The organism is Streptomyces sp. NPDC004561, assembly GCF_053602155.1.
In genome coordinates this window covers 1-6,797 of record NZ_JBSGDB010000285.1, presented here as the reverse complement: position 1 = coordinate 6,797, position 6,797 = coordinate 1, and the positions used below count along the sequence as shown (strand labels likewise).

Here is a 6,797-nt window from a genome sequence, read left to right as displayed (position 1 = left end):
GACCCCCTGCGGCTGCCCGACGTCGCCCCGCTCACCGCCGTCCGCCTCGCGAGGCGGCCATGGCACAGGCGGTCCTGGACCGGCTGGCACGGCGGCACGGGCGCGACTGAGCACCGGGCGGCCTCCGCGGTTGGGCGCGGAGGCCGCCGTGGGGCCGCTCAGCCGCCGAGCGCGCCGAGCACCACGGCCTGGGCCTCCTCCTGCACCCGGGCCAGGTGGTCCGGGCCGAGGAAGGACTCGGCGTAGACCTTGTAGACGTCCTCGGTGCCCGAGGGCCGGGCCGCGAACCAGGCGTTGCCCGTGGTGACCTTGATGCCGCCGATGGCGGCGCTGTTGCCGGGCGCCTCGGTGAGGACGGCCGTGACCGCCTCTCCAGCCAGCGTGTCCGCGGTGACCTGCGCCGGCGACAACTTGCCGAGCAGGGCCTTCTGTTCGCGGCTGGCGGGCGCGTCGATGCGGGCGTAGGCGGGTTCGCCGAAGCGTGCGGTGAGGTCGGCGTAGTGCTCCGACGGGGTCCTGTCGGTGACGGCCGTGATCTCGGAGGCGAGCAGGGCCAGGATGATGCCGTCCTTGTCGGTGGTCCACACCGAGCCGTCCCGGCGCAGGAAGGAGGCGCCGGCCGACTCCTCGCCGCTGAACCCGAGGTCACCGCTGACCAGTCCGTCCACGAACCACTTGAACCCGACGGGCACCTCGACCAGTTGCCTGTCGAGGTCGGCGGCGACCCGGTCGATCATCGTGGAGGACACCAGGGTCTTGCCGACGCCGGCGCCGGCCGGCCACTGCTCGCGGTGCCGGTAGAGGTAGGAGATGGCGACCGCGAGGTAGTGGTTGGGGTTCATCAGGCCCGCGTCCGGGGTGACGATGCCGTGCCGGTCGGCGTCGGCGTCGTTGCCGGTGGCGATCCGGAACCGGTCGCGCTTCTCGATCAGGGAGGCCATCGCGTACGGCGAGGAGCAGTCCATGCGGATCTGCCCGTCCCAGTCCAGCGTCATGAACCGCCAGGTGGGGTCGGTGTGCGGGCTGACCACCGTGAGGTCGATGCCGTGCTCCTCGGCGATCCGGCCCCAGTAGCCGACGGAGGCGCCGCCGAGCGGGTCGGCGCCGATGCGCACCCCGGCGGCGCGGATCGCGTCGAGGTCCAGGACGCTCGGCAGGTCGCCGACGTAGGCGCCGAGGAAGTCGTACCGTCCGGTGGTGTCCGCGGCGAGCGCGCGGGTGTAGGGCAGCCGCCGTACGTCCTTCAGGCCGTCGGTGATGATCTGGTTGGCGCGGTCCTGGATCCAGGAGGTCGCGTCGGAGGCGGCCGGGCCGCCGCTCGGCGGGTTGTACTTGAAGCCGCCGTCGGCGGGCGGGTTGTGCGACGGCGTGACGACCACGCCGTCGGCGAGGTGGGAGTCGCGGCCCCGGTTGTGCGTCAGGATCGCGTGCGAGACGGCGGGGGTGGGCGTGTAGCCGTCCGCGCTGTCGATGAGCACCGTCACGCCGTTGGCGGCGAACACCTCGAGCGCCGTGACCTTCGCGGGCTCCGACAGGGCGTGGGTGTCGGCCCCCAGAAACAGGGGGCCGTCGGTGCCCTGGGCGGCGCGGTACTCGCAGATGGCCTGGCTGGTGGCGGCGATGTGGTCCTCGTTGAAGGCCGTCGCCAGGGACGAGCCCCGGTGCCCCGAGGTGCCGAACGCCACCCGCTGGCCCGGGTCGGCGGGGTCGGGGTGCAGCGCGTAGTAGGCCGTGACCAGCCGGGCCACATCGACAAGATCCTCGGGACCGGCCGGCCGGCCGGCTCGCTCGTGCGGCATGAGTCCGTTCCTCCCGCATCGGTGTCGTCGATCGCTCGCCGCCCATCTTTCCTCGTCAGGTGCCTGACACGCGAGTGCGCCCCGCCCTATGATCCGGTGTTCCGATCTTCACGCCGTTCTGCCGTTTCCTGCCGCACGCCTTCACAGACAGGTTCTCCACCGTTGACCGGATCCACCGCCACGGCTCCTTGGTTCCTGGCTCGTTCCGCCCAGCTCGCCGTGGCAGCCGCCGCCGCCGCGGACCTGGTCAGGGCCGTAACCCTGCGGGCTCATCTGCTGCACCCCGAGGACACCCCGCTGAGCACGTTCGGGCAGGTGTCGGAGGTGTACGTGTACGTGCTCACGGCGGCCGCCGCGGTCTTCCTGACGTGGTTCTCCCGCTGCCGGCGCAACGCCGTCCTCCTCTCCCCCGGCGCCGTTCCCGGCTCTGCCGTCTGGGCCGTGCTCGCCTGGCTGCTCCCGGTGTTCCAACTCTGGGTGCCGCGAGGTCTCGTGCTGGACGTCCACCGTGCGAGCGGCCGCGGTGCGGCGCCACGGAGCGAGGAGGTACTCGTGAACGTGTGGTGGGCGGCGTGGATCGCGCACACGGTGATCCTGGCGGCGGGCACCGCGCTGGGCGCGGGCACCTCCCTCCCCCTCCTCGTCGTCACGCAGGCCCTCGACCTCGCGGCCGCCGCCCTGGCGATCACCGTGGTCCAGCGCGTCACGGCACGGCAGGCCGCCGGGCTCGGCGCCGGGATCCCGGTGCCCACGCCCGCCGACCTGCCGCACGCGCCGTAGCCCGTGGGCTCAGCCGATGTGGTAACCGTCCCCGTACGTCTTCCAGTCGAGCGGGGTGTTCAGGTCGAGGTTGCCCTTGCGCAGGAAGACCCGCTGCTCGGTGTCGACGCGGCTGGTGTCGCTGTGGGCCTCCTCCTGCTTCATGGCCCAGACCCGGGCGTCGAGGAAGGCGTTGAGGTAGGCCGTCTCGTTGCCGCCCTGCGCCGGCGGCTTCGCGCTGCGCAGGGCGCGCGCCCGGATGTTGCGGAAGCTGGTGGGGTCGTCGCCGTCGCCGTGCATGACGAGGGCGTCGTAGTAGCAGAACTGGCCGAGGGCGCGCAGTCCGTCGGTCTTGCCCCGGGCGACCGCGGGGTTGAAGTAGACGCGGTCGCGTTCGTCGTTCTGGCACTGCTGGAACACGGTGTCCTGGGCGGCCCTGCCCCAGTCCTTGGGGTAGTCGGGGTCGAGCCCGGCGTGCGAGTCGGTGCCGTTGACCTCGCGCAGCGCGGGGAGGTACTTGGCGAGGACGTTGCCGGGCCTGCGGTCGGCGTACTGCTGGACGAGTTCGAGCATGTCGCCGGTGCCGGAGCAGAAGCCGATGATGCCGGCGGTGTAGCCGCGGCCGTCGCCGATGTCCTCGATGTACTTGTACTGGGCCTTCCAGTCGAGCGAGGAGTTCTCCGCGCTCGACACCAGTTCCATCGCGATCTCCTTCTTCGCGGGGTCGTCGAGGCCGGGCGCGGCCGCCTGTGCCGCCCCGGCGCGCTCTACGCCGAACACGGCGCCGGAGGCGACGACGCCGAGCACGGCGACGACCGTCCGGCGGGAGAGGCGGGCAGGGGCTGCTGTCTCGGGGTCTTCGTGCACCACAGGGGCTCCAAGGGAGAGTGGGGGGTGGAGAGTTGGTCCGTACCGCACTGGTAGGAAAGTTTCCTATCAAAGGCGGCGGGGGCCGGTAACCCTGAATGCGCGAAGTTCGTAGGATCGAACAGCTACGGCGCGGGGCCGGGGCGGCTCAGCGGCCCCGCGACTTCTCCCGCTCCTGTGTGATGGTGTACAACTCCTCGGACACGCTGATCAGTTCGCGCTTCTCCTCGCTCGAACCGACCATCGGCCGGGACCCCTTGAGCGGCACCTGGGCGCTCTCCGGCAGGAACCGGACGGCCAGCAGCCCGATGGCACCGGCCAGCATCAGGTAGTAGGCGGGCATCAGATCGTCACCGGACGCGGTGACCAGCGCGGCGGTGACCAGCGGGGTGGTGCCGCCGAAGGCCGCGACGGCGATGTTGAAGCCGATGCCCATGGCCGCGTAGCGGACGGCGGTCGGGAACAGCGCGGGCAGGGTGGCCGCGCTCGGCGCGGCGAAGCAGGCCAGCAGGGTGGACAGCACCAGCACACCGAGGATCGGCAGCCACGTGCCCTGCGCCTTGAGCAGCAGGAAGGAGGGCACGGCCAGCACGATCATCGCGGCGGCAGCGACGGCGTAGACCGGCCGCCTGCCGACTCGGTCGCTCAGCCGGCCGAGGAATGTGATCAGCACGACGATCCACAGCATGCCGATCAGCACCAGCAGGTCCGCGGAGCCGCTGGAGCGGTGCAGCGTCTCGGTCTGGTAGGTCGGCAGATAGCCGGGGACCATGTAGTTGGTGACGTTGTACAGCAGCACCAGGCCCATGCAGACGAGCAGCTCCGCCCAGTGGTTGCGGACGATGTCCTTGATCTCACTGCCCGCCGACTCCTGCGCCAGGGCCTTCTCGTGTTCGTCCAGCTGCTGCTGGAAGGCCGGTGTCTCCTCCAGCTTGAGCCGCATGTAGAGGCCGATCACCCCGAGCGGCCCGGCGACCAGGAACGGGATGCGCCAGCCCCAGGAGAGCATCTGGCCGTCGGTCAGCAGCAGGTTCATCGCGGTGACCAGGGCCGAGCCGAGGGCGTACCCGACGAAGGTGCCGAAGTCGAGCCAGCTGGAGAGGAAGCCCCGCCTGCGGTCCGGGGAGTACTCGGCGACGAACGTGGTGGCCCCGCCGTACTCCCCGCCGGTGGAGAAGCCCTGGACCATGCGGGCCAGCAGGAGCAGCGCCGGCGCGGCGATGCCGATCGTGTTGTAGCCGGGGATGACACCGATGGCGAAGGTGCCCACCGCCATCATGATCATGGTGGTGGCGAGCACCTTCTGCCGGCCGATCCGGTCGCCGAGCGGCCCGAAGAACAGGCCGCCGAGGGGGCGCACGACGAAGGCGGCGGCGAAGGTCGCGAAGGAGGAGATGACCTGGGCGGCCGGGGAGGCCCCCGGAAAGAACACCTTGCCGATGGTCGCGGCCAGATAGCTGTAGACGCCGAAGTCGAACCACTCCATGCAGTTGCCGAGCGCGGAGGCGCCGACGGCGCGCCGGAGCAGCGGGGGCTCCACGACCTCGACGTCGTCCGCGCCGAAGGCGCGCCGGTTGCCACGCAGCCTGCGGATCAGATCCTCCCGGACCTGGTGCGGCAGCCGTGCCACCGTCTGCGGTACCCGCGGACTGCCGCCGGTCTGCCCTTCGCCCCCCGGCTTCGCCTCGCTCACGAGCGCCTCCCTACCTCGCGCTGCACTGGTCACCGCCTGCCCCGATGGTCGATTCAGAAACGGAACCACTCAATCCCATCCGCCCCGGCGGTTGGACTTGCGGATCACTCCGGCGCAGGGTGGACAGGCCCCCTCGCGCACGCGGGGGCACCCGTACCGCACCACCCGGAGAAGACCCGATGACCCACGTCGCGGACCCCGCTCGCTACGACGGCCCCATGCGCTACCGGCGCACCGGCCGCTCGGGGCTGGACCTGCCGGTCCTGTCCCTCGGCTACTGGCACAACTTCGGCGACGACCGCCCCTTCGAGGCCCAGCGCGAGATCGCCCTGCGCGCCTTCGACCTCGGGATCACCCACCACGACCTGGCCAACAACTACGGCCCGCCCTACGGCGCGGCCGAGCTCAACTTCGGACGACTGCTGCGGCAGGACCTGGCGCCGTACCGGGACGAGCTGGTGATCTCCACCAAGGCCGGCTGGGACATGTGGCCCGGCCCCTACGGGCAGGGCGGCGGCTCCCGCAAGTACCTGCTGTCCTCGCTGGACCAGTCGCTGCGCCGGATGGGGGTGGACTACGTGGACATCTTCTACTCCCACCGGCTGGACGCGAGCACGCCGCTGGAGGAGACGATGGGCGCCCTCGACACCGCCGTCCGCCAGGGCAAGGCGCTGTACGTCGGCATCTCCTCCTACGACCCCGAGCGCACCCGGCAGGCGGCCGCGATCCTGCGGGACCTCGGCACCCCGCTGCTGATCCACCAGCCGTCGTACAGCATGCTCAACCGCTGGATCGAGACCGACGGACTGCTGGACGTGGCTCAGGAGGAGGGGTTCGGCGTCATCGGCTTCACGGCGCTCGCCCAAGGGCTGCTGACCGGCCGCTACCTCGACGGCGTGCCGCAGGACTCGCGGGCCGCGCGGGGCACGTCGTTCGACAGCTCCTGGCTGACCGAGGACATGCTGCGGCGGCTGCGCGCCCTGAACGACGTGGCGGCCCGGCGCGGGCAGAGCCTCGCCCAGCTGGCGCTGGCCTGGGCGCTGCGCGACCGGCGGGTGACGTCCCTGGTCATCGGTGCCTCCCGGGTCGAGCAGCTGGAGCAGAACGTCGCCGCACTGGAGAACCTCGACTTCACCGACGAGGAACTCGCCGAGATCGACAAGTACGCGACCGACGGCGGCGTGGACCTGTGGCGCGAGGCCCGGCTCGGCAATCTCGGATGACCTGAGCCCCGAGTGACATACGTCACAGACATACGGGATAAGTAGGACATAATGGAGGCAGACCGCACCGCGCTTCCCCGCGACTTCAAGGAGCCGCTCACCGCATGGCGTACGGAGCCCACCGCAGTCCCCTCCTGCCTCCCCACCCCGACCTGGTCCGCGCCCGCGGCTGTGAGCACTGTCTCGGCTGGGGAACCGTCGTCACCCGCGAGGGGGAGCACGAGCTCTGTCTCACCTGCCAGCAGGACCCCCGCGACAACGACGGCACCATCCGCTCCGGCTCCTAACGCGCCCCGCCGGTCCCGGGCGGGATCCGCGGGTGCGTCGCCGGGTCCGGGCACCCCCTGACAGGTGCCCGGACCCGGCGGCGTACCGTCGGGGGAATGCCCCGCCCCGCAGTTGTTAGGCCGGCCCGCCGGCAATACCGTGAACGTGGGCCGGTTCATACAGGGGGCG

The 6,797-nt window shown here is 71.4% G+C and carries 6 protein-coding genes; 3 read left to right on the top strand and 3 right to left on the bottom strand.

Annotated features, from left to right (window positions below):
- Positions 1 to 158 precede the first annotated feature (158 nt).
- On the bottom strand, positions 159 to 1,799 hold the full coding sequence (gene pgm / locus ACWEN3_RS30035) for a phosphoglucomutase (alpha-D-glucose-1,6-bisphosphate-dependent) (protein ID WP_452976955.1): 1,641 nt from the start codon (positions 1,797 to 1,799) through the stop codon (positions 159 to 161).
- A 162-nt stretch (positions 1,800 to 1,961) separates the two neighbouring features.
- On the opposite strand from pgm, the gene ACWEN3_RS30030 reads away from it, so the two are divergent.
- Positions 1,962 to 2,579 (top strand): DUF4328 domain-containing protein, encoded by a 618-nt coding sequence (locus ACWEN3_RS30030; RefSeq protein ID WP_452976953.1) that lies wholly within the window; start codon positions 1,962 to 1,964, stop codon positions 2,577 to 2,579.
- A gap of 9 nt (positions 2,580 to 2,588) precedes the next feature.
- On the opposite strand, the gene ACWEN3_RS30025 is transcribed toward ACWEN3_RS30030, so the two are convergent.
- Positions 2,589 to 3,428, bottom strand: a complete 840-nt coding sequence (locus tag ACWEN3_RS30025) for a chitosanase (protein ID WP_452976951.1) — start codon at positions 3,426 to 3,428, stop codon at positions 2,589 to 2,591.
- A 145-nt stretch (positions 3,429 to 3,573) separates the two neighbouring features.
- Positions 3,574 to 5,118 carry an MFS transporter gene (locus ACWEN3_RS30020; RefSeq protein WP_452976949.1) on the bottom strand — a complete coding sequence of 515 codons (1,545 nt, stop codon included), beginning with the start codon at positions 5,116 to 5,118 and terminating at the stop codon, positions 3,574 to 3,576.
- 179 nt (positions 5,119 to 5,297) lie between these two features.
- Here ACWEN3_RS30020 and mgrA point away from each other — a divergent pair, with 179 nt between their 5' ends.
- A complete protein-coding gene (gene mgrA / locus ACWEN3_RS30015; RefSeq protein WP_452976947.1) occupies positions 5,298 to 6,341 on the top strand; it encodes an L-glyceraldehyde 3-phosphate reductase in 1,044 nt (347 codons plus the stop codon).
- A gap of 104 nt (positions 6,342 to 6,445) precedes the next feature.
- The gene (locus tag ACWEN3_RS30010; protein WP_452976945.1) at positions 6,446 to 6,628 is read left to right on the top strand and encodes a hypothetical protein; all 183 of its coding nucleotides are present in this window, start codon (positions 6,446 to 6,448) and stop codon (positions 6,626 to 6,628) included.
- The last annotated feature ends 169 nt before the right edge of the window (positions 6,629 to 6,797 follow it).